Origin of the sequence: Ornithinimicrobium cryptoxanthini (genome assembly GCF_023923205.1) — a bacterium.
Taxonomy (GTDB): Bacteria; Actinomycetota; Actinomycetes; order Actinomycetales; family Dermatophilaceae; genus Ornithinicoccus; species Ornithinicoccus cryptoxanthini.
Map to the genome: position 1 here is coordinate 2307702 of NZ_CP099490.1, position 20744 is coordinate 2328445.

19 protein-coding genes and 3 pseudogenes are annotated in these 20744 nt (G+C 69.8%); 10 read left to right on the forward strand and 12 right to left on the reverse strand.

The genetic code is table 11. The features are described from left to right. Window positions 1-16: 16 nt before the first annotated feature. The 9 genes and pseudogenes from ybeY to hrcA all read right to left on the reverse strand — a co-directional run bounded on the left by ybeY (window position 17) and on the right by hrcA (window position 7407). A complete protein-coding gene (ybeY, locus tag NF557_RS10630) occupies window positions 17-517 on the reverse strand; it encodes an rRNA maturation RNase YbeY (RefSeq protein ID WP_252619235.1) in 501 nt (166 codons plus the stop codon). After that, a pseudogene (locus NF557_RS10635) lies at window positions 514-864 on the reverse strand (PhoH family protein); the annotation flags it as partial. The pseudogene NF557_RS10635 and the gene ybeY, both read right to left, overlap by 4 nt. Window positions 865-1128: 264 nt before the next feature. Further along, a pseudogene (locus tag NF557_RS17730) lies at window positions 1129-1950 on the reverse strand (LAGLIDADG family homing endonuclease); the annotation flags it as partial. Then, window positions 1939-2718 (reverse strand): annotated as a pseudogene (locus NF557_RS10645) (PhoH family protein); the annotation flags it as partial. The pseudogenes NF557_RS10645 and NF557_RS17730, both read right to left, overlap by 12 nt. Window positions 2719-2731: 13 nt before the next feature. Next, window positions 2732-3091 (reverse strand): histidine triad nucleotide-binding protein, encoded by a 360-nt coding sequence (locus NF557_RS10650; protein WP_252619236.1) that lies wholly within the window; start codon window positions 3089-3091, stop codon window positions 2732-2734. A 60-nt stretch (window positions 3092-3151) separates the two neighbouring features. Next, on the reverse strand, window positions 3152-4513 hold the full coding sequence (locus tag NF557_RS10655; protein ID WP_252619237.1) for an MFS transporter: 1362 nt from the start codon (window positions 4511-4513) through the stop codon (window positions 3152-3154). Next, window positions 4504-5247 carry a 16S rRNA (uracil(1498)-N(3))-methyltransferase gene (locus NF557_RS10660; RefSeq protein WP_252619238.1) on the reverse strand — a complete coding sequence of 248 codons (744 nt, stop codon included), beginning with the start codon at window positions 5245-5247 and terminating at the stop codon, window positions 4504-4506. The genes NF557_RS10655 and NF557_RS10660 overlap by 10 nt, the downstream gene beginning before the upstream one ends. Continuing rightward, window positions 5244-6365, reverse strand: coding sequence for a molecular chaperone DnaJ (dnaJ, locus tag NF557_RS10665; RefSeq protein WP_252619239.1), 1122 nt, complete (start codon window positions 6363-6365; stop codon window positions 5244-5246). Before dnaJ ends, NF557_RS10660 begins: the two co-directional genes overlap by 4 nt. 13 nt (window positions 6366-6378) lie before the next feature. Continuing rightward, complete coding sequence (gene hrcA / locus NF557_RS10670; protein ID WP_252619240.1) at window positions 6379-7407, reverse strand: heat-inducible transcriptional repressor HrcA; 1029 nt, start codon at window positions 7405-7407, stop codon at window positions 6379-6381. Between the two features lie 209 nt (window positions 7408-7616). On the opposite strand from hrcA, the gene NF557_RS10675 reads away from it, so the two are divergent. From NF557_RS10675 to NF557_RS10685, 3 genes are read left to right on the forward strand one after another with little or no spacing between them, the layout of a single operon-like run. Further along, window positions 7617-8768, forward strand: a complete 1152-nt coding sequence (locus NF557_RS10675; RefSeq protein WP_252619241.1) for a peptidoglycan-binding domain-containing protein — start codon at window positions 7617-7619, stop codon at window positions 8766-8768. 1 nt (window position 8769) lies between these two features. After that, window positions 8770-9426 (forward strand): ABC transporter ATP-binding protein, encoded by a 657-nt coding sequence (locus NF557_RS10680; RefSeq protein WP_252619243.1) that lies wholly within the window; start codon window positions 8770-8772, stop codon window positions 9424-9426. A 39-nt stretch (window positions 9427-9465) separates the two neighbouring features. Further along, a complete protein-coding gene (locus NF557_RS10685; protein ID WP_252619245.1) occupies window positions 9466-10566 on the forward strand; it encodes an ABC transporter permease in 1101 nt (366 codons plus the stop codon). Between the two features lie 66 nt (window positions 10567-10632). Here the strand turns inward: NF557_RS10685 and NF557_RS17850 are convergent, their stop codons facing one another. Next, window positions 10633-12180, reverse strand: coding sequence for an IS30 family transposase (locus NF557_RS17850; protein ID WP_425342941.1), 1548 nt, complete (start codon window positions 12178-12180; stop codon window positions 10633-10635). 561 nt (window positions 12181-12741) lie between these two features. On the opposite strand from NF557_RS17850, the gene NF557_RS10695 reads away from it, so the two are divergent. Both NF557_RS10695 and NF557_RS10700 read left to right on the forward strand, forming a co-directional pair. Further along, a complete protein-coding gene (locus NF557_RS10695; RefSeq protein WP_252619247.1) occupies window positions 12742-13620 on the forward strand; it encodes a DUF3097 domain-containing protein in 879 nt (292 codons plus the stop codon). A 1-nt stretch (window position 13621) separates the two neighbouring features. Further along, window positions 13622-14236, forward strand: a complete 615-nt coding sequence (locus NF557_RS10700; protein ID WP_252619249.1) for a DUF4870 domain-containing protein — start codon at window positions 13622-13624, stop codon at window positions 14234-14236. A gap of 89 nt (window positions 14237-14325) precedes the next feature. Here NF557_RS10700 and hemW read toward each other — a convergent pair whose 3' ends face one another. Both hemW and NF557_RS10710 read right to left on the reverse strand, forming a co-directional pair. Next, window positions 14326-15549, reverse strand: a complete 1224-nt coding sequence (gene hemW / locus NF557_RS10705; RefSeq protein ID WP_252619251.1) for a radical SAM family heme chaperone HemW — start codon at window positions 15547-15549, stop codon at window positions 14326-14328. 152 nt (window positions 15550-15701) lie between these two features. After that, entirely contained in the window at window positions 15702-16652 is a 951-nt protein-coding gene (locus tag NF557_RS10710) for a type IV toxin-antitoxin system AbiEi family antitoxin domain-containing protein (protein ID WP_252619253.1), read from the reverse strand. A 243-nt stretch (window positions 16653-16895) separates the two neighbouring features. Here NF557_RS10710 and NF557_RS10715 point away from each other — a divergent pair, with 243 nt between their 5' ends. The 5 genes from NF557_RS10715 to NF557_RS10735 are packed head-to-tail and all read left to right on the forward strand — an operon-like array spanning window position 16896 to window position 20743. Next, window positions 16896-17327: a GntR family transcriptional regulator gene (locus NF557_RS10715; protein WP_252619255.1), complete on the forward strand. Its 432-nt coding sequence runs from the start codon at window positions 16896-16898 to the stop codon at window positions 17325-17327. Further along, window positions 17324-18211, forward strand: coding sequence for an ATP-binding cassette domain-containing protein (locus tag NF557_RS10720; protein WP_252619257.1), 888 nt, complete (start codon window positions 17324-17326; stop codon window positions 18209-18211). The genes NF557_RS10715 and NF557_RS10720 overlap by 4 nt, the downstream gene beginning before the upstream one ends. Then, window positions 18208-18960 carry a hypothetical protein gene (locus NF557_RS10725; protein ID WP_252619259.1) on the forward strand — a complete coding sequence of 251 codons (753 nt, stop codon included), beginning with the start codon at window positions 18208-18210 and terminating at the stop codon, window positions 18958-18960. Before NF557_RS10720 ends, NF557_RS10725 begins: the two co-directional genes overlap by 4 nt. A gap of 2 nt (window positions 18961-18962) precedes the next feature. Continuing rightward, window positions 18963-19946: an ABC transporter ATP-binding protein gene (locus tag NF557_RS10730; protein WP_252619261.1), complete on the forward strand. Its 984-nt coding sequence runs from the start codon at window positions 18963-18965 to the stop codon at window positions 19944-19946. Continuing rightward, on the forward strand, window positions 19943-20743 hold the full coding sequence (locus NF557_RS10735; RefSeq protein ID WP_252619262.1) for an ABC transporter permease: 801 nt from the start codon (window positions 19943-19945) through the stop codon (window positions 20741-20743). The genes NF557_RS10730 and NF557_RS10735 overlap by 4 nt, the downstream gene beginning before the upstream one ends. The last annotated feature ends 1 nt before the right edge of the window (window position 20744 follow it).

Sequence of the window (20744 nt, forward strand, 5' to 3'; positions counted from 1 at the left end):
GGGGCTGCCTCGGTGTTCAGTGCTCGGTCGACGCGTCGGGGGCCGCGGTCGTGGTGCGTCCGCGCTGGGCCAGATAGGTCAGCAGCAGGGTGCGCTGCAGGTCAAACATCTCGCGCTCCTCGGCGGGCTCGGCATGGTCGAAGCCGAGCAGGTGCAGGATCCCGTGCGTGGTCAGCAGGAGGATCTCGTCCTCGACGCTGTGCCCGGCCTCGGTGGCCTGGGCGCGGGCCACGGACGGGCAGAGCACGACGTCGCCGAGCACCCCCTCGGGGGTCTCGGAGTCCGACCCCGGGCGCAGCTCGTCCATGGGGAAGCTCATCACGTCGGTCGGTCCGGGCAGGTCCATCCACTGCACGTGCAGGGCCGTCATGGCGTCCTCGTCCACGAGCGTGATGGCCAGCTCGGCGCGTGGGTTGACGCGCAGCTGGTCGAGCACGTGGCGGGCCAGGTCGTGCAGCTCCTGCTCGGCGACCGGGGCCGGGACCTCCCCGGACTCGTTGAGCACCTCGATGCTCACCGGCCACCTCCAGCCGTATGCCGTCTGGTCCGGTCAGGACCCCTGCGCCGGTCAGGCGACTGCTGGGTCTCGTCGTGCCTGCCGTAGGCCTCCACGATCGAGCTGACCAACCGGTGGCGCACCACGTCGGCGGCGGTGAGGTTGGCGAAGTGGATGTCCTCGACGTCGGCCAGGATGTCGCGGACCACGCGCAGACCGGAGCTCGTGCCGCTGGGCAGGTCGACCTGGGTGACGTCGCCGGTGACGACCATCTTGGACCCGAAGCCGAGCCTGGTCAGGAACATCTTCATCTGCTCGGCGGACGTGTTCTGAGCCTCGTCCAGGATGATGAACGCGTCGTTCAACGTGTTGTGCGTGACGAGGAAGTCGTCGGTGACATAGAGCGAGTCGGCTGCCGCCACCTGGATGCACACCGTCTCCCGCACCCCCACCGGCTCGATGCGGTCGACGAACCGCATCGGTCGGCCACCGGTATGCGCCTCGTAGGTGTCGCGCTTGCGCTTCATCCTGAAGGGTGCCACGCCAGCTGGCAATCTGATGTCGAGCACGAAGGCATCGTGCCGATAAGGCAGCGGCCGCCCGTTGGCCAGGCCGGGTTTGCGTCCTTCGGCAGGTCTCGCCCGCCAGTAGGCGGTGCCTCCCAGCGAGCGCACGAGGAACACCACGTCATCTCGTAGTCGCGGCGACGTGGTGGTGTACTGCACCCGGCAGGTGCGGCCCTTTTGCGTGACGGGGCCACCGTCGGTGTCCAGGAGTCCCTGGAGCACGGACAACCTCACCGCGACAGAGTTGAGCAGGTAGTCCTTCGGGACGAACTTGGTGTGGGAACGGGTGCCGGCCAGACCGAGCTCGCGCAAGATTGCGGTGACCGGATTGGCTGTGATGACACCCCCACGCCCGCCACCGCCCTTGCGGATCAGCACATAGTCGTGCGCACCATGCTCCCGCAGCTCAACGCCCTCCAGTGCTTCTTCGAGCGCCACCGCCAACTCTGCGTCAACAGTGGTGAAAGCGGGCGTTGTCGAGGTGGTGAGGCAGCCGTCCCCCAGCAGGAGCCCCAGCGCATAGGCGTCCATCGGCACCTCGCGCGGTGCTAGCTCTGGCGGTGCCATCATCGGAAGTTCGAACCGTCGGGCATGAGCTGCACGGAGCCGCCCGATCATCTCGCTGGTCTGCACCACGCGAGTGCGGCCGCGACGCTTGTCAGACGGGGTCCTGACCTGCCAGAGGTGCTCGCCGCACGCCAGGGTGGACGCGCCATCCTGGGTCGAGACCCGGTAGACCTCACGCTGCCCCTGCCGGTAGACGCCGAGTACGGCCGTCGCCACACCATGTGAACCGATGACGCGGTCCCCCACCTGAAGAGATCCGATGTCGCGGAAGCCCTCCGGAGTCAGCACCTGCGCGTCGAGTGGTTGTGCGCGCCCGCGCATGTAGGCCAGGGGGGCCACCTCGATGGTGCCGGCCGCCATCAGGCGCGGGATCGAGTCGGGGTCGACCATGTCGTGCAGCGCGTCATACAGCGGCCGCAGATAGGGGTCGATCTTGTCGTTGAGGGTGCCGGGCAGGAAGCCGAGCCGCTCTCCCGCCTCGACCGCCGGCCGGGTCAGGATGATGCGGTTGACCTGCTTGGCCTGCAGCGCCGCCACGGCCTTGGCCATCGCCAGATAGGTCTTGCCGGTGCCCGCCGGGCCGATGCCAAAGACGATCGTGTGCTTGTCGATCGCGTCGACGTAGTGCTTCTGGTGCAGCGTCTTGGGCCGGATCGTGCGGCCCCGGTTGCTGATGATGTTCATCGTCAGCACGTCGGCGGGGCGCTCGGCCGAGGCGCTGCGCAGCATGCCGATGGCGCGCTCCACCGCGTCGCGGTTGAGTGGCTGCCCCGCGGCCACGATGACGATCAGCTCGTCGAGCAGCCGCTCGATGATCGCCACGTCACCCGACGGCCCCACGAGACGGAACTCGTTGCCCCGCACCAGCACGTCGACGCGCGGGAAGGACCGCTCGATGGTGCGGAGCAGCTCGTCGCGCGGACCGAGCAGGGCGGCCATCGAGGTCTCCGGCGGGATCACCACCGTGTGCGTGGAGCCGCCGGCTCCCTCCCGCTCGCTGCTGCCGGTCCCTGCTGGCGCGGGGAGGTCGCTCGGTGCTGTGTGCTGGGGGTCGGTGTCTGCCGACCCCGGATGCTCAGGTTCTGTCATCAGGGGGCCAAGTCTAGCTGCGGCGCGGACCAACCGGTCCCAGCTGCTGGGCTCCCAGCACGTGCACGTGCACGTGGAACACCTCCTGGCCGGCGTCGGCGCCCACGTTGCTCACCACGCGGTAGCCGCTCTCGTCGATGCCCTCGAGGCGGGCCACCTCCCCCGCCGCGGTGAAGAGCTCCGCCACGCTGGCGGCGTCCTCCCCGGCCATCTGCGCCAGCGTGTCCTGGTGCGTCTTGGGGATCACCAGGACGTGGACGTTGGCTCTTGGGGTGATGTCCCAGAAGGCCAGCACGGTGTCTGTCTCATAGACCGTGTCGTGCGGGATCTCCCCGGCCACGATCTTGCAGAAGAGGCAGTCGCTCGAAGTCATGCCCTCACGCTACTGGCCGCCAGTGGTGCGGGTCGACGGGAGGGCTCGCGGACAGGGGTGTCAGGCCGGGCGGGAGCGGGCCGACGTGGCGACCGCTGCCATCCCGGCCAGGACCGAGGCAGCCGCGACGGCGAGGAAGGCGGCCTGCATCGATCCGGCATACAGCGCGGTGAAGACGGCGCCGACGGCGGCGAGCGCCACCGCTGACGCGAGCGCCTCGCTGACCTGCAGGGAGGAGGAGTTGCGGCCGAGCTCCTCAGGGGTGGACAGGCGCATGGTCATCAGAGAGGTCGTCGGATAGGCCAGCCCGACGCCGCCCTGGGTGATGCCCCAGATCACCAGGAGGGTCCAGCCGGGCCAGCCGAGGCCGACGGCGGTGAACAGCAGTCCCGTCCCGAGCAGGATGACCGAGCAGCCGACCACCATGACCCGCGCCCGGTCGACCGAGCCGCCCAACCGTCCCTGCAGCCAGGAACCGCCAGCCCAGGTGACCGCGCCGACAGCCAGGGCACCACCAGCCTGGGCCGGGCTGTAGCCGTGCAGGTCCTGCAGCAGCAGCGGCAGATAGGCCTCAGTGGCCATGAACGAGGCCCCGATCGCGCCGCGAGCGGAGATCACCGACGGCAGTCCCCTGCCGAGGGTGAGAGTGCCAGGAGGCAGCAGCCGCCAGGCGGCGACCCCGAGCGCGATCGCGAACGGCAGGCCGATCAGCACGTCCCGCCCGGAGATCGCCTCACCACCGAGGTTCAGCACCCCGACGCTCAGGGCCGCCAGCACCGCCCAGAAGATGGTGGACACTCCGAGATGGGCAGCGTCCTCGCTGGGCTCGGTGCGTCCGAGCGCGGGCAGCAGGACGGCCATGCTGAGCAGGACCAACGGCGCCACCCCGAGGAAGACCCAGCGCCACCCCACGTGCTCGACCACGACCCCGGTCAGCACGGGGCCGAGCAGGCCCGGCACGACCCAGGCCGCCGCGAGCAGGGAGAACATCTGCGGCCTCAGCTCGTCCGGGATCCCCTGCGCGATGACGACATAGATGGCGACGATGGCCATCCCGCTGCCGAGGCCCTGCAGGCCGCGGGCTGTCACGAAGAGCTCCATGCTGGGGCTGAGCCCGGCCGCGAGCAGCCCGGTGGCAAACGTGGCGGCTCCCGCGATCAGGACCGCGCGCGGGCCGGACCGGTCTGACCACCACCCGCCCAGGATCATGCCGATGACGCTGGCGGCGATGGTCGCGCTGAAGGCCAGGGCATAGAGACCGAGTCCGTCGAGGGCCCGGGCCACGGTGGGCATGGCGGTGCCGACAGCGATGTATTCCACCGCGAACAGCGAGATCAGAGCCGTGCTGCCGATCGCGATCTGTCGCAGCTCTGGAGCGAACAGTGAAGAGGGCAGTGCCTCGTCGGGCAGCGTCACGCCCATCGGGACCGGCCGCTGAGCAGCGCCAGCGCGGCGGATCCGGCGGTCGAGGTGCGCAGCACGGTGTCGCCCAGGCGCACCGTGCGGGCCCCGGCGTCGACCAGAGCCTGCGTCTCCTCCGGGCTGATGCCACCCTCCGGCCCCACGACCAGCAGCACCTCGCCCTCGACCGGCAGCTCTGCGGAGGCGAGGGGCTCGTGCGCCTCCTCGTGCAGGACGAGTGCCAGGTCGGCTGCCCGGACCCGTTCAAGGAGGGTGGACTGGTGGGCGAGCTCGGCGAGGACGGGCACCCTGGCGCGCCGGGCCTGCTTGGTCGCGGCCAGGAGCGTGCGCTCCCACTTGGCGTGGGCCTTGGCGGTCCGCTCGCCGCGCCAGACGACGACGCTGCGCGACGCCGCCCAGGGGATCACCTCGTCCACGCCGAGCTCGGTGGCCACCTCGATCGCCAGGAGATCGCGGTCGCCCTTGGCGAGCGCCTGCACGAGGGTGAATCGGGGCTGCGGCACGGGCTCGTCGGTCAGCTCCTCGACGACGAGATCGAGCTCGCCCCTGCCGACGACGTGGACCCGGCCGCGGGCGACCCGACCGGAGCCGTCCGCCACAAGGAGCTGCTCACCGGGGGCGAGCCTGGTGACCGTGGCGGCGTGCCGCCCCTCGGGGCCGTCCAGCACGACCACGTCGCCCGGAGCACGTCCCTCGAGCGCCCGGGCGCCCACGAAGAACAGGGGGGCGCTCACCTCGCGGAGAAGGCTTCCTTGAGCTTGCCGAAGATGCCGGAGCTGGCCGGGGCCATGCGACCCACGGGCTGGGACTCGCCCCGCTCCTCGGCCAGCTGGGCCAGGAGCTCACGCTGGCGGTCATCGAGCTTGGTGGGCACCCGGACATCGAGGTGGACGATGAGGTCGCCACGGCCCGTGCCCCGCAGGTGAGTCACGCCCTGGTCGTCCAGGGTGATGGTGTCCTGTGCCTGGCTGCCGGGCCTGAGGTCCACCTCGGTCGGCCCGTCGAAGGTGTCCACGATCAGGGTGGCCCCGAGGGCAGCGGCGGTCATCGGCACCTCGACCGAGCAGTGCAGGTCGTCGCCGCGCCGACGGAACGTGTCGTGCGGGCGCACGGCGATCTCGACATAGAGGTCACCGGCCTCGCCACCCCCGGGGCCGACCTCGCCCTCGCCTGAGAGCTGGATGCGGGTCCCGGAGTCGACGCCCGCCGGCACGCGCAGGGTCAGGTCACGACGGGCGCGGATCCGCCCCTCCCCGGCACAGTCGACGCACGGTTGCTCGATGAGCTCGCCGAAGCCGCGGCACTCGTGACACGGCCGCGTGGTCATCACCTGGCCGAGGAAGGAGCGCTGCACGGACTGGACCTCGCCGCGACCGCCACAGGTCAGGCAGGTGCGGGTGCCGGTGCCGGGCTGGCTGCCCGCACCCTCGCACGTGGAGCAGCGACCGGCGGTGTCGATGACCAGGGTCTCCTGCCCGCCAAAGACGGCTGTCTTGAGGTCGATGTCCAGGCGGACCAGGGCATCCTGTCCGCGCTGGACCCGTGAGCGCGGCCCGCGGGACCCGGCTGCGGCACCACCGAAGAACGCGTCCATGATGTCGCTGAAGCTGAACCCCTGGCCAAAGCCCTGGCTCGCCCCGGCATACGGGTCCTGACCACGGTCGTAGGCCGCGCGCTTGGTCGCGTCGGAGAGCACGTCATACGCCTGGCTCACCTTCTTGAACTCGACCTCCGCCTCCGGGCCGGGGTTGACGTCAGGGTGCAGCTCGCGGGCCTTCTTGCGGTAGGCGCGCTTGATGTCCTGCGCGGCCGCGTCACGCGACACGCCCAGGTCGGCGTAGTAGTCGTTCACTGCAAAAACCTCTCTAGCTGTCCAGGATCTCGGACACGTAGTGCGCTACAGCCCGCACCGACGCCATCGTCGTGGGGTAGTCCATCCGCGTCGGCCCGACCACACCCAGGCCTCCGGCGCTGCCATAGGTGGTCGTCACCACCGACGTCGACTGGAAGCCTTCATAGGTGTTCTCGGCACCGATGCTGACGGCCACGGCCTCCTCGTCAATGAGGGTGGCCATGTTGGACATCAACTTCAAAAGCACCACATGTTCTTCCAGGGCCTCCAAAACGGGGCCGATGGAGAGGGGGAAGTCGGTGACCACCCTGGCCAGGTTGGCCGTGCCAGCCAGGACCACGCGCTCCTCAGTCTGCGCCGACAGGGCCTCTCCGAGCGAATCGACGACAGCCTGCGCCACCACCTTGTCCCCCTCCACGATGCCGTCCATGGCCGCCGCCAGCAGGGCCGGCACGTCGGGCAGGGGACGCCCGGCGGCCACCGTGTTGAGCACGGTGCGCACCTCCCGGACGGTCTGCTCGCCCCGCAGGTCGCTCAGGTCACGGCCCACGTCAACCACCCGCTGCTCGACCCGGCCGGTGTTGACGATCAGGACGACCATCAGCCGGGTGCCGCCCACGGGCACCAGCTCGATGTGGCGCACGGAAGAGCGGGCGAGCGAGGGATATTGCATGACGGCGACCTGGTTGGTCAGCGAGGCGAGCAGCCGCACCGACCGGTCCACGACGTCGTTGAGGTCGACGGCGCCGGCGAGGAACTCCTGGATCGCGGTGCGCTCGGCCCTGGTCATCGGCTTGATGGCGGCCAGCCGGTCGACGAAGACGCGGTAGCCGGCGTCGGTCGGGATCCGTCCGGCGCTGGTGTGCGGCGCGGCGATCAGACCCTCGTCCTCGAGCTGGGCCATGTCGTTGCGCACCGTGGCAGCGGAGACGCCAAGCTGGTGCCGCTCCAGCAGTGACTTCGAGCCCACCGGCTCCGAGGTCCGCACATAGTCCTGGACGATGGCACGCAGGACTGTGAGCCGTCGCTCGTCACTGCTCATCCCGGTCTCCTCCTCCGACACTCCCTGGCACTCGTATGGGCCGAGTGCCAGTCTAGCGCCGTGGGGCACACGTGCCTGCCGTGCTGGTGCCTGACGGAAGTTGCCGCAGGTCACGATCGGGTCACGACGGGACTGATCGCTGCGTTCGCCACGACCCTGTGCGGTATCAATGGCGCAAGGGTCCTTCAGAGTCTGTGAGGCGGGTGGGCATGACGGCACGAAGGCGGGGTCGAGGGCTGCTCGTGGCCCTGGCGAGCCTGTTGGCACTGGCGCTCGCGGCCGGGGTCGGCTGGTGGGCGGCCAGGGCCACCCTGGAGCCGCAGACACCCGAGTCGGCCGCGACGGCACCGGATGTCGTGTGGGCGGAGGCGACGACCTCGAGCGTGGGTCGGTCACTGCCGTTGTCGACGACGCTGCGCCAGCCAGCTCGCACCGTGGCCTCAAACGCCCTGCCGGGTGTCGTGCTGTCCACTGCTCCGGGTGAGGTGGAGCAGGGATCCACGGTCTATGTCGTGGCCGGCACCCCGGTGCGGGTCGTGGAGGGCCAGGTCCCGTTCTATCGCGATCTGACCCGGGGCACGGAGGGTGAGGACGTCGCGCAGCTGCAGCAGGTCCTGGTCGACCTGGGCCACCTGGACGGGGAGGCCGACGGAGACTTCGGCTGGCGCACCGAGCGCGCGGTCAAGGCGTGGCAGAAGGAGCTCGGTCAGCGGCAGACAGGCACCATCCCGCTGGGTGAGCTAGTGGCGGTCGACCAGCTGCCGACCGTCATCCAGCTCGGCGAGACAATCGTGCGCGGTGCGACCCTCGGCGGCGGCGAGGAGGCGGTGCTGGCCCCCACCGGCGAGCAGCAGTTCGTCGTGGTCGTCACCCAGGACCAGGCCCGGATGATCCCCGCCGAGGCGACGGTGCAGGTCACCTGGCAGGAGCAGACCTGGCAGGCGGTCATCACCAGCTCGGAGCAGGACGACTTCGGCAACACCGAACTGTCCCTGTCCGCACCCGATGGCGGTCCCGTCTGCGGCGACGCGTGCGACACGCTGCCCGGCGATGCCCAGGTGACCCTGCGGTCCGAGATCGTCATCGTGCCCCGCATCGAGGGCACCGCGGTGCCCGCCGCAGCGGTGCACACCCGGGCCGACGGGTCGGCATACGTCATCACCGAGTCCGGCGAGACCGAGGTGACCGTGCGCGGCTCCGGGGGTGGTGTCGCGATCGTGGACGGCATCGAGGTCGGCACCCGCGTCCAGGCGCTGTCCGGCGCTCCTGGCGCCCCCGCACCTGCTCCGCAGCCCGCGCCGCAGGACACGGTGCCACCCGCGGACGAGGGCGGCGACGAGGCCCCCACGACGGAGGGCTGAGGTGCTCGCGGTGCGGGACCTGTCCTTCGCCTACACCCGCGGTGGTGAGGAGCTGTTTGACGGCCTGACCCATGAGTTCACCCCCGGCAAGGTGACCGCGGTGACCGGGCCGTCGGGGCGCGGCAAGTCGACGCTGCTCTATGTCCTGGGCCTGATGCTCACCCCTTCCCGCGGCGAGGTGATCCTCGCCGGGGAGCCCGTCAGCCGCGCCTCCGACACCGTGCGCTCCCGCCTGCGTGCAGCCGAGATCGGGTTCGTCTTCCAGGACGCCGCGCTCGATGCCTCCCGCATCGTCCTGGACTCGGTGATCGAGCCGGCGCTGTATGCCGGATGGTCGCCTCGGCGCGCTCGTGCCCGTGGCCGGGAGCTGCTGGAGCAGATGGGTGTGGCCGCCCGCGCCGACCACAAGCCCGGTGAGATCTCCGGTGGTCAGGCCCAGCGGGTCGCGGTGTGCCGGGCCCTGGTGACCGATCCGGCCGTGGTCCTGGCCGACGAGCCCACCGGCAACCTGGACCGAGGCAACGCTGAGGGTGTGCTCGCTGCGCTGACGCGTGCGACGAGCCACGGCCGGGACGGGGACGGTTCCGGCCGGACCGTGGTCATCGCCACCCACGACCCGTTCGTGCTGGAGCACGCCGACGAGGTGCTTGCCCTATGAAGTGGGCATCGCGCGGTGGGGCATCGTGAGGTGGGCACCGTGAGGTTCCTGTCCCTGGTCCGGGAGTCGCTCTCGACAGCCTGGGCCAACAAGGTGCCCACGGCACTGGTCGCCCTGCTGGTCGCCATCATGTGCGCAGCCACCCTGGCCACCGTCGGGCGCACCGCTGCCGCCGAGCAGCAGGTGGCCGACCGTCTGGACGCCGCCGGCTCCCGCCTGCTCGTCGTGACCGACACACGGGGCGGGGAGCTCATCACCCCGGCCGTGGTCCAGCTGTCACAGGAGCTGTCCGTCAGCGAACGGGCAGTCGGCGTGCAGATCCCGGTCGATGTCGTCAACAAGGTGGTCGGCCCAGGAGGCACCCGCGTGCCCGCCTGGACGGTCGACGGCGACCTCACCGACGTGCTGACGCTCACCGCCGGGCGCTGGCCGGGACCGGGCGAGGCCCTCGTCGCCGAGCGGGCCCAGCAGACCCTGGGGATGGATGACCCGGTGGGCGCAGTCCAGTTGGCCTCGTCGACGCAGGTCGGTGACTTCTCCGTCGTGGGTTCCTTCACTCCCAAGGAGCCGTTCGGTGCGTATGCCGCGGGGCTGGTGATCGCGGCTCAGCCCGGCGCCCCGTCGGACTCGCTCTATGTCGTGGTCACCGACTCTGCCGTGGCCTCCGCGGCCCAGTCGGCGGTGATCGGCCTCGTCGCCCCGCCGGAGTTCGACTCCATCGCGATCCAGTCTCCGGTGGCCCTGGCTGAGCTGCAGGCCGAGGTCGCCGCTGACCTGGGGACCTTCGGCCGCACCCTGCTGCTGGGCGTGCTCGGCGCCGGCGCCTTCCTGGTCGCGATCGTGGTGCTGGCCGACGTGCTGGTCCGCCGCAAGGACCTCGGCCGCCGCCGGGCCCTGGGCGCCACCCGCGGCGCGATCGTGGCGATGGTGATGGGGCGCACCCTGCTGCCTGCGCTGCTCGGAGCGGCGATCGGCGTGGGCGCCGGCCTGTGGCTGGCAGCACGGCTCGCCGCCGTCCCACCGTGGCAGTTCACTGCCGGCACCGCGATCCTGGCCGTGCTCGCGGCGGTCGCGAGCGCCATACTCCCTGCCTTGTATGCCGCCACCCGCGACCCCGTGCGAGTCCTGCGCACCCCCTGACGCTGCACACACGACCCCAGTCCGGTGCAACTGCATGCATCCTTCACGCCGCATGGGGAGGCGAATTCAAGGGGTCTGCGCAACGGTGAGTAGTTCGGCGAGTCTAGCGGCGGGAGTCGCGAAGCCGAGTGTTTTGCGGGGTCGGGTGTTCAGGAGGTCCTGGGCGTCACGGACTTCTTCGTCGGTGACCTTGGCGAAGTCGGTGCCTTTGGGGAAGAAGTCACGGATCAGGCCGTTGGTGTTCTCGTTGGTGCCGCGTTGCCAGGGTGAGTGCGGGTCACAGAAGTAGACCTGGCAGTCACTGGCCAGTGTGAAATCAGCGTGCTCAGCCAGCTCAGATCCTTGGTCCCAGGTGATGGTTCGGCGCAGGTCGCCCGGGAGGTCGGCGACCATCTGGATCAGGGCCTGGGTCACGGTCGGGGCGTCGTGGCGGTCCGGGAGTCGGTAGATCAGCACGTTGCGGGTGGCCCGCTCGGCCAGGGTGATCAACGCGGTGGCGCCCTTGGCACCGATGACGAGGTCTCCTTCCCAGTGGCCGGGCACGGCCCGGTCGGCCACCTCGGCAGGTCGGGCGCTGATGTGGTTGTCCTCATCGATCCAGGACCGGCTGCTGGCCTTGGGCGGCAGCTTGGAGCGGGGCTTGCGGCTCGTGCGGCCGGTGCGGGTGGCCTTGGCCACCTTCACCTCGTGACGCAGGGAGCCTTTGCCCTGGACGTACAGCGCTTGGTAGATCGTCTCGTGGGACACCCACATATCTTCCTCGTCCGGGTAGCTGAGACGCAGGTCAGCAGCGACCTGCTCGGGCGACCACCTCTTGTTCAGCCGCTCGATCACCGCGGCTCGCAACCGCGGGCAGGACAACCGGCGGGCCTGCGGACGGGCCGCCGCGGCAGTGGCAAGGTCCTGCGCGGCCCGAGCGCGGTAGCCGGCTCGGTCAGCGAACCGGGCCAGCTCCCGACCGATCGTGGAGCGGTGCACGCCCAGCACCCTGGCGATATGGGCGTTGGTCGCGGTGGTGCCAGCCAGGTGCTGGAGCACCCCGCGCCCGGCCTGGGTCAACCGGCCCCGCTCATCGCGGTAGTCCTCATCCATAGGTACAGCAGGTACCAGGCTCGCGCGAGCCGCCGCCCGCGACGCGCCGTCCAACCCCCCGATCCCACCGGGTTGCCCGGACCACCCCTGCGCGACGATCCACCGGTACAGGGTCGACTCGTTGATGCCGAGCGTGCGGGCGACCGCTGTCAGGCTCTTTCCCTCGGCAAGCATTCCGAACGCTTCGGCGCGACGCTGTGCACTGCTCGGCTGGCCCACCTGACCGGCCACCCGCACCGGAGCGATCAACTCCTCCCCGGCCGGGGTCAGCAAGCCCCGGGCATCGACATAACCGCCCTCAAGGAAGCCAGCCGGCAACAGCTCCGGTCGCAAGACGAGCTGGTCGGCGGCCACACCCGTGGCCCGCACCCAACGAAGCACCGACGACCGGTCCCGGGCCAAGACCCTGCCCACCTCCTCCAGAGCCATCCCAGCAGCCACCAAACCCAGACCATACGAACGCAGCACCATGCCTCCCGGCAGATTGGTGTTGCGCTGACCCCTGAACCCAAGGGAACTCACGTGAAGGATGGGTGCAGTTGCACGCCGCGGCAGCCTTCAGATCACCAGGTCGGCGTCCGACTGCGTGTGAGATTGGCGACACGCCGCCGCTGGGGTTAGTCCCAGAGGCGACGCACCGCTACAAATGATGTGGTTGCCCTGCCTGGTATGAGCCTGCAGGGACCCCGGCTTGTCCAGAGCCGTCACAGATGAGGTGTGGGCCCTCGCAAAGTATGAGTTTGCGAGGGCCCACTGTGTGTCCGGGGTGATGCTCCGAACGACCAATCAAGTAGTCGGTTGGCTCGCGCCACCTCAGCACAGGTGGTGGTCACCGGGACGAACCCGGATCGCGAATCCGCGACCGTGTCTTGCGGTCAGCTTCTCGTTGCCGAGATGCGTAGGGACAGTTGTAGTCGCCTTCCCTCACGAAAGCAAGGGGTTGGGAAGGAAAAGTTCACAAACTCGGCGTGTCCTCGGCGTGTCGCGATCACGAACGCGATTGGGTGTGCAGTTCCGGCCGTATCCCCACCGTCGCCAGCGCGTCATACGAGCAGTGTCCGACCCGCTGCCTACGCTGTGGGAGTGAGCGATCGATATGGCACCGATGTCCTGTCCGGCGACTGGCGCGCACCGCGCGGCGGGCGCGCCGTGCCCACCGAGGCTGAGTCCGGCCTCGTCGTCGAGGATGTCCAGACCGGTTTTGTCGGCGCCGTCGTGCGCGTCGAGAAGGCGGGCGGCATGCAGGTCCTGCACCTGGAGGACCGCCACGGCCGCACCAAGGGCTTCCCGCTCGGCCCCGGCTTCCTGCTCGACGGCAAGCCGGTGATCCTCACTCCCCCGACCGCCGAGTCCCGCCAGGCCCTGGCGCAGGCCAGGGCAGCGACCTCACGCACGGCGAGCGGCTCCCGCGCCGTCGCCCACGCACCGGCCAGGGTGGCCGCCGGCTCACGCATCTTTGTCGAGGGCAGGCATGACGCCGAGCTCGTGGAGAAGATCTGGGGTGACGACCTGCGTGTTGAGGGCGTGGTGGTCGAGCTGCTCGAGGGCGTCGACGACCTGTCAGCCGTGATCCGTGACTTCGCGCCCAGCCGGGACCGGCGGATGGGCGTGCTGGTGGACCACCTGGTCCCCGGCACCAAGGAGGACCGGATCGTGCGGGCCGCCGAGAAGCTGCCCCAGTCCCGGTGGGTGCGCATCCTCGGCCATCCCTATGTTGACGTGTGGCAGTCCGTCCGCCCCGCACGGCTGGGTCTGACTGCCTGGCCGGTGATCGAGCGGGGCCGCCCCTGGAAGGAGTCGGTCCTCGCCGAGCTCGGGTGGGCCCATCGCAATCAGGCCGATGTTGCGAGAGGATGGAAGCAAATCCTGGGCTCCGTGCGTTCCTACGGTGACCTTGAACCCACGTTGCTCGCCAGCGTCGAGGAACTGATCGACTTCGTCACCGTCCCACAGGAGGACTGACATGACCGACAACCCGCAGCAGTGGCAGCCGGGCCAGACCCCGCCGCCTCCGCCCCACAACCCGCAGCAGCCCGACCAGTCCGGGCAGCAGCAGAACCCCGGACCCCAGGGCCCACCCCAGCAGAGCCAGTGGCAGGGGCAACCCCAGCAGGGAGGTTGGCAGGGGCAACCCCAGCAGAGCCAGTGGCAGGGGCAACCCCAGCAGGGAGGTTGGCAGGGTCAGCCCGTCCAGGGCGGGCCCGGCCCTCGCCTGGCCGAGTCCGACGAGCGCACGTGGATGCTCCTGGCTCACCTGTCCGCGCCGATCGCCTACGTCGTCAGCCTTGGCACCCTGAGCATCCTCGGCCCCCTGTTGATCTGGTTCGTCCGCAAGGACGACAGCCAGGCGGTGCGCATGGCCGCGTCCGGTGCCTTCAACTTCAACCTGACTTTCTGGCTCCTCTATCTGCTCGGCTGGGTGGCCGGAATCGCCACCCTTGGGCTGGGCTTCCTGCTGGTGATCCCGTTCTGGATCGTGCTCTTCCTGGTTGCCGTCTATGTGCACATCAAGGGCACCATGCGGGCGGCGCGTGGTGAGACCTACATCTATCCGTTCCAGCTCAAGGTGCTGAACTGAGCTGATCCGGCCGCGCCGGGTTGGGCTTCGCGCCAGCAAAACCTTCACAAAAATGCGTGAACGGTGAGCAAAACCCCTATGAAAATGGGTTAGGTGGCGAGGAGGCGGTGCACGACGGTGTCGGCCAGGAGTCGACCGCGCACCGTGAGCAGGGCTCGGCCGGCGAGGGCAGCCCGGCCGTCGATCAGGCCGTCGGCGATCAGTCCGGCGACGGCCGTCCGCCCGGCGCCGTCGACCTCAATGAGGTCGAGCCCCTCCACCAACCGGATCCCGAGCAGCACCGCCTCGTCGTGACGCTGCTCGGGCGTCAGCACCTCGCGCCCCGCCCCGGGCGAGACACCGGCGGCGACCCGATCGGCATACGGCGCAGGGTGCTTGACGTTCCACCACCGCACCCCGCCGACGTGGCTGTGCGCTCCCGGACCGATCCCCCACCAGTCGGCCCCCCGCCAGTAGTTCACGTTGTGCAGACACCGGTTCTCTTCTGACAGAGCCCAGTTGCTGATCTCGTACCACCCATAGCCAGCTCCGCCGAGGAGCTGCTCGGCCAGCTCATACTTGTCGGCCCCGTCATCGTCGTCCGGCATGGTGACCTGCCCGCGCCGCACCTGGGCCGCCAGCCTGGTGCCCTCCTCCACGACCAGCGCATAGGCCGAGACATGGTCCGGCGCCAGGTCGATGACCGCCTCGAGGCTCGAGCGCCAGTCCGCCAGCGACTCACCGGGCGTGCCATAGATCAGGTCGAGACTGACCTGCATCCCTGCCGCCCGCACCGCGGCGACGGCCGAGCGCACGTTGGTGGGGTCATGCGTGCGGTCGAGCGTCGCGAGCACGTGCGGCACCGCCGACTGCATGCCCAGGCTGACCCGGGTGAAACCACCGGCGGCCAGGGTCTGTGCGACCTCGGGAGTGATCGTGTCCGGGTTGGCCTCGGTCGTCACCTCTGCGCCGGTGGCAAGGCCGAACTGCTCGCGTATGCCGTCGAGCACCGTGACCAGGTCCTGCGGCGGGAGCATGGTCGGGGTGCCACCGCCCACGAAGACGGTCGCCACGGGAGGCGCGCCCTCCCCCAGCACCTCCCGGGCGATCCGCAGCTCCGCCAGCGCCGCGTCCGCATAGGTGTCGACCGTGGCACCGTGACCACCCAGCTCAGACACCGTGTAGGTGTTGAAGTCGCAGTAGCCGCAGCGCACCCGGCAGAACGGGACATGGACATAGATGCCGAAAGGCCGCTGCCCCAGCCCGACGACCGCGCTCTGCGGGAGTCGACCGTCTGCGGGCACGGGGTCTCCCACTGGCAGTGCTGACGGCATGCGCCCAGTGTCTCAGCCAAAGGTGCCGGTGACCGAAACGCGGCGGCGAACATTCCTCATGCAGCCCCGCCCCGTCTCGCGGGTCAGTCTCGTGCGCTGCAGCAACACCCAACCTCCCCACGAGATTGGTGGGGCCGCATCGATCAGCGCGGCTATTGGCTCTCGGGCCCAGCTGCCGCCCTCGGTATCGCCCTCACACCGCACGTCCGGGAGCACGGGATGGGCGTGCCGGTCCAGCCGCGTCCTCGCAGGGTGTCGGCGAGATCCTGGGCAAGGTCGCAGGGGTCATCCTCGACGTCCCACCAGGTCGCACGCACGGTGAGGACTCCTCGGGCGCTGCTCTTGCGGTCTCGCCGTCGGTCTGACCGAAACGCCCCCGCGTGGAAGGCCAGCCCGTCGATCTCGGCACTCACCGCGAACTGCTTGTTGGCGAAGTCAGCTCGGGTCTGACCCATGATGACCTGCATCGCGAAAGGCGGCAGCTCGTGCGCCCGCACCACGCCGTGGAGAAATCGATGCTCAGCCAAACTTTCGAGCCCGTCCGTGAGGTCGCCCAGGATCAGCCGGAGCGGTCGCCGCATGCGGTGCCCCCGCCGAGAGGCCAGTTCCTCGATGATGCGCTCCGGAGTGGTGAACCCCTTCTGACAGACCTTGGCCGCCAGCGCAATGACATCGTCCACCGCGGCCCCGGGGACATCTGCAACGTCCACGACCGCGCGGTGCAGCGACGTCGTCCGGTAGCCGTTGACCGAGCGCGCTCGGGGCAGATCGCGGGTTCTCACAAGGACTGCGCCGTCGACACGTCGACGACGATCGTGCGGGACAAGCACGGTCCACTGCGTCGGAGGGGGCCCGACGCCCCACACCCATAGGGCCGACCCGTGGCTCAGCAACGCGTCCTCACCGGCAGCCAACAGCACCGCCCACGCCACCGCGTCGTCGCCCACCGGGCCGCTGTGCGTGAGGTAGACGCCACGGTGCAGCCGCTGCCACTTCCCGGCCTGAAGGCGTGCACGGACCGCGCCAGGGGTGAGTCCGGCCCTGAGCGCCTGCTGCAGCGTGACGACACCGCCCTGCCACCGGGCCACTCGCTTCCAGTCCATCGCCCCACCGTCGCAGGAGCGGCACCCGCAACTGCGGGTTATCCACAGCACGCGGCGCCGCGTCACCTGCAGCGGCACGCCCGGCTCTCCGAGAGCCACAACCTCGTGGATCAATCTCGCGCACGGAAGCAGCGCCCAACTTCCCCACGAGATCGCGACGGCCCGGTCGAGGCCGGAAAGGAGTTGCGCACAAGGCGCTCCTTTGGTTCACTAGTCGAGTAATGAACCAAGGAGGAGTGCTGCATGTTCGAGGGACGTGAGCCGATCTACCACCAGATCGCCGAGGCGATCCGTGGCGAGATCCTCTCTGGCGCGCTCGAGGAGGAGGACCAGGTCATGTCGACCACGCAATACGCCACGACCTATCGCATCAACCCGGCCACGGCCGCAAAAGCGTTTGCGCAGCTCGTCGACGAAGAGGTTCTCTACAAGCGGCGGGGCGTCGGCATGTTCGTCGCCCCGGGCGCGGCCACGAGGCTACGCTCCGCGCGGCGCTCCGCCTTCTTCACCGAGCGTCTGGACCCGGTGATCCGAGAAGCAGACCTGCTGGGCCTGACCACCGATGACCTGATCGCGCACCTGACCGCGCACCGCCCAGACGCACCGCACGATGCCGCCGCGACCGCCATACCGCCCGACCAGCCGCGCAACCAGAACACCAAGGAGAGCCGATGACCGGCTATGCAGTCCACACCGAGGGCCTCAGCCTGAGCTATGGAGACGACCCCGCGCTGACCGGCGTCGACCTCGACCTCGCACCCGGCCGCATCCACGGCCTGCTGGGCCGCAACGGTGCTGGCAAGACGACGCTGATGTCTGTGCTGGCAGCCCTGCGCCGCGGCACCGGGACCGTCCGCGTTGACGGGCAGGACCCGTTTGAGAACGAGGCGGTCATGGAGGACGTCTGTCTCATCCGCGAGAGCGGCGACACGCTCACCGACGAGCGGCTGCGGACCAACCTGGACTTCCTTGAGGATGCGCGGCCGTTCTTCGACCGTGCCTATGCGGAGTCGCTGATCGCGGCCTTCGCGCTGGACCTGGCCAAGAAGCCCCAACACCTCTCCCGTGGCCAGGCGTCGGCGTTCGGCGCGATCGTGGGCCTGGCGTCCCGGGCGCCACTGACGATGTTTGACGAGGTCCACCTCGGCATGGACGCCCCGTCGCGGCAGCGGTTCTATGACGAGCTGCTCCGGGACTTCGCCGAGCACCCCCGCACGATCATCCTGTCCAGCCACCTGATCAGCGAGGTCGAGCACATGCTCGAGACCGTCACGATCCTGCACGAGGGGCACCTGCTGCTCTCCGGTGAGGCCGACGACCTGCACAGCCAGGGCGCCACACTCACTGGCCCGAGCGAGGTCGTCGACCGGCACGCGAGCGACCTGGCTGTGGTCGGCACCCGCGACCTCGGGCCCACCCGGCAGGTCACCGTCTTCGGCGACCTGGACGAGTCCGCCCTGCGCCGGGCCGAGCACGACGGTCTCCAGGTCGGCGCCGTTCCCCTGCAGGACCTGTTTATCCACCTGACCGACACGCAGACCCACCAGGAGGCGTCATGACCACGGTCACCGCCACGCCAACCACCACCCGGCGGACCCCGCAGTGGCGGCGCGCGTTCACCTACCTGCTCTCCGGCTACGTCTACATGCTCACCCTGTGGTTCTGGGCCATCGCCCTGCCCGCCGTGGCGATCATCATGTGGGTCGTCAGCCTCAACGTGGACCAGGTCAGCGCCTCCGGCGTGGCCTTCACCCACCACGGCGCCCTGTGGTTCCCGTTCAGCATCGCGATCATCCTGTCGGTCACCTACCTGCCGATCCATGTCGCCAACGGGATGACCCGACGCTCGTTCGTCCGCGCCGCCCTGACGGTCAACGTGGTCGTGGGGGCCCTCAACGCGCTCATCGCCACCGTGGCGCTGCTGGTCGAGCGTCAGATCTATGACGCGCTCGGCTGGTTCCACGGCAGCAACTCCGGCGACGGGCTGGAAGTCTTCCACGGCGGCGTCCTGACCTACGGGTTCGGCCTGGTGCTGCTGTTCACCGCCGGCCAGATCAGCGGATCCCTGATCGGCATCGCCTACTACCGCCTCGGCGGGTGGGTGGGCACGTTCGCCCTTCCCCTGTGCCTGCTGCCCCTGGGTGCCACCGGGTTGCTCGGGCTGGGCGCAGGCGTCCAGTGGAAGCCATGGGGCTGGACGGCCGACATCGCCCCCTGGGGCGCCGTCGTCGCCGTCGCCGTCCTCATCGCCTCGGCCGTGGCCTTCTCCGCACTGGTCCGCAACATTCCGATCGACAGCAAGGACTGACCATGACCACCAGCACCCCTGCCAGTATGCCGACAGTCACCTCCTCCTCCCCCGCCACCGAGACAGTGGTCGAGGTGCGCGGGCTGCACAAGACCTATGGCGCCACGGTCGCCGTCGCCGACGTCTCCTTCGCCGTCGGGCGCGGTGAGATCGTCGGGATCCTGGGCCCCAACGGTGCCGGCAAGACGACGACGGTCGAGTCCATCGCCGGGCTGCGCACCGCCGACTCAGGCACCGTGTCCGTCCTGGGCCTCGACCCGCAGCACGACCCGGCACCGGTCCGGGAGGTCCTGGGCGTCCAGCTCCAGGAGTCGCGCCTTCCCGCCAAGCTACGGGTCGCCGAGGCGCTGCGCCTGTATGCCTCCTTCTATGCCCACCCCAAGGAGCCCGACGAGCTCATCGCGCTCCTGGGCCTGGCGGACAAGCGGGACACGGCATACGAGAACCTGTCCGGCGGGCAGAAGCAGCGCCTGTCCATCGCCCTCGCGCTGGTCGGCAACCCGCAGATCGCGATCCTGGACGAGCTGACCACCGGACTGGACCCGCAGGCCCGCCGCGAGACGTGGGACCTGATCGAGGCGGTGCGCGACAGCGGCGTCACGATCTTGCTGGTCACCCACTTCATGGACGAGGCCCAGCGCCTCTGCGACCGGGTGATCATCATCGACGACGGCGAGGTCATCGCCGAGGGCACGCCCACCGAGCTGGCCGGTCAGGGTCGCACGGGAGTCACCTTCCGGATGCGGCTGCCCCAGCCCCCGCAGCCCCTGGACGTCACGCTGCTCTCCGACATCCCGTCCGTGGTGTCGACCCGGGAGGTCGGCACCGCACTGGAGATCACCGGCGGGCCGACCGTGCTGCCCGACGTCATCATCGCCCTGCACTCCCGCGGCATCGTGCCGGACGAGGTGCAGACCATCAGCCCGAGCCTGGAGGACGCCTTCGTGGCCCTCGTGGGCCACTCGTCTCAGGAGATCCCAGCATGAGCACCAGCACCCTCTCCCCCGCACGCAGCCGCACCGGAACCCGCGGCCTGCCCACCCTGATCGCGGCAGAGCTGCGGCTGTTCCTGCGCGACCCCGGCAACGTCTTCTTCGTCCTGGCCTTCCCCACGGTGCTGCTGATCGGCATGGGTTTTGCCATCCCCGGCATGCGCGACCCGATCACCGACCTGCCCGAGCCGTGGCTGGGCCTGCGCGCGGTGGACCTGTTCGTCCCGCTGATGCTGTGCGTCGCCACAGCCACCGCGGGGCTGACCACGGTGCCGTCCTATCTGGCCAGCTATCGGGAGACCGGGGTGCTGCGTCGCATGGCGACCACGCCGATGCGCCCGCAGGGGGTGCTCATCGCCCAGGCCGTGGTGCAGCTGGCCGCGGTCGCGGTGGGATGTGCGTTGGCGCTGCTGACGGCCCGCCTCGTCTTCGATGCGCCGATGGCCCAGAACCCAGCCCTGGCGCTGCTCGTCCTGGTCCTGGCCACCACCGCGATGTTTGGCATCGGCGTCCTGATCGGCGGGCTGGCCTCCAAGGGCAGCACTGCCTCGGGCATCGGGATGCTGATCTACTTCCCGATGCTGTTCCTGGCCGGCTTGTGGACGCCTGGTCCGATGATGCCGGACGCGGTCGAGAAGGTCGCGACCTACACCCCGCTCGGTGCGGCTTCCCAGGCGATGAACGACGCCTGGTTCGGGCTCGGCATGCCATGGGTCCAGCTGGTCGTCATGGCCGCCTGGACGGTGCTCCTGTTCGTCATCGCTGCCCGCACCTTCAGGTGGGAGGTCTGAG

Coding starts and splice junctions, on each gene's coding strand:
- NF557_RS10650 (WP_252619236.1), bottom strand. CDS start 3,091: ATGACTTCGAGCGACTGCCTCTTCTGCAAGATCGTGGCCGGGGAGATC.
- NF557_RS10655 (WP_252619237.1), bottom strand. CDS start 4,513: ATGGGCGTGACGCTGCCCGACGAGGCACTGCCCTCTTCACTGTTCGCT.
- hrcA (WP_252619240.1), bottom strand. CDS start 7,407: ATGAGCAGTGACGAGCGACGGCTCACAGTCCTGCGTGCCATCGTCCAG.
- NF557_RS10675 (WP_252619241.1), top strand. CDS start 7,617: ATGACGGCACGAAGGCGGGGTCGAGGGCTGCTCGTGGCCCTGGCGAGC.
- NF557_RS10700 (WP_252619249.1), top strand. CDS start 13,622: ATGACCGACAACCCGCAGCAGTGGCAGCCGGGCCAGACCCCGCCGCCT.
- hemW (WP_252619251.1), bottom strand. CDS start 15,549: ATGCCGTCAGCACTGCCAGTGGGAGACCCCGTGCCCGCAGACGGTCGA.
- NF557_RS10710 (WP_252619253.1), bottom strand. CDS start 16,652: ATGGACTGGAAGCGAGTGGCCCGGTGGCAGGGCGGTGTCGTCACGCTG.
- NF557_RS10715 (WP_252619255.1), top strand. CDS start 16,896: ATGTTCGAGGGACGTGAGCCGATCTACCACCAGATCGCCGAGGCGATC.
- NF557_RS10720 (WP_252619257.1), top strand. CDS start 17,324: ATGACCGGCTATGCAGTCCACACCGAGGGCCTCAGCCTGAGCTATGGA.
- NF557_RS10725 (WP_252619259.1), top strand. CDS start 18,208: ATGACCACGGTCACCGCCACGCCAACCACCACCCGGCGGACCCCGCAG.
- NF557_RS10730 (WP_252619261.1), top strand. CDS start 18,963: ATGACCACCAGCACCCCTGCCAGTATGCCGACAGTCACCTCCTCCTCC.
- NF557_RS10735 (WP_252619262.1), top strand. CDS start 19,943: ATGAGCACCAGCACCCTCTCCCCCGCACGCAGCCGCACCGGAACCCGC.